This window comes from Aliiglaciecola aliphaticivorans (genome assembly GCF_054782055.1).
Map to the genome: position 1 here is coordinate 1 of NZ_BAAGTF010000087.1, position 772 is coordinate 772.

Annotated in this window: 2 pseudogenes; both read left to right on the forward strand. The window is 41.5% G+C overall.

Features of this window, described 5'->3' with window-relative positions:
- Window positions 1–98: pseudogene (locus ACYVIL_RS20550) on the forward strand (transposase); the annotation flags it as partial.
- Window positions 89–748, forward strand: a pseudogene (locus ACYVIL_RS20555) (IS3 family transposase); the annotation flags it as partial. The pseudogenes ACYVIL_RS20550 and ACYVIL_RS20555, both read left to right, overlap by 10 nt.
- Window positions 749–772 lie beyond the last annotated feature (24 nt).

Genomic DNA, 772 nt, shown 5'->3' on the forward strand with positions numbered 1-772 from the left:
GGGAAGAATTGGATTATCTACGTGCAGAGAACGCTGTCTTAAAAAAGTTAGAAGCCTTGACTCAAGCCAGAAAGAAAAAAGCAAAGACAAGACGATAGTTGTCGAAGAGCTCAAGGCAAGATACAGCTTACAACACTTATTAAAGGTGACAGGACTTCCCAAGAGTGTGTATTACTACCATCGTAATACGCTAAATCGTTCCTGCTCCAATACTGACTTACGCATAAAAATACGTGATATCTACCACAAACATAAAGGGCGATACGGCTATCGTAGGATAACTTACGCGCTAAGAGCGATGGGCTTAGTGGTTAACCATAAACGTGTACAACGCTTGATGGGTGAGCTTGGCTTGAAATCAAAAGTCAGGCCCAAACGCTACAAGTCTTACAAAGGTGAAGTTGGTAGAATCGCTGAAAATGTTCTTCAACGTGAATTTACGGCAAAGAAGCCAAATCAAAAATGGGTGACCGATGTGACAGAATTTAAGGTCAATGGCCAAAAAGTATATCTGTCGCCGATAATAGACCTGTTTAACCAAGAAGTGGTCAGCTATGAGGTGCGGGCATCTGTTACGTTACCTTTAGTCACTGATATGCTTAAAGCCGCAACAGCAAAGCTGCTGAAGCACGAAAAGCCCCTGATACATTCAGACAGTAATAATGTCTTTGCCTTGTTTAATAGTGTAAATCATCCATTAATGTTTCATGCTAGAAACATGGTACAAATAATGTACCGGACTTTCTGACCCTCATTCCGATCGACCGTTTGT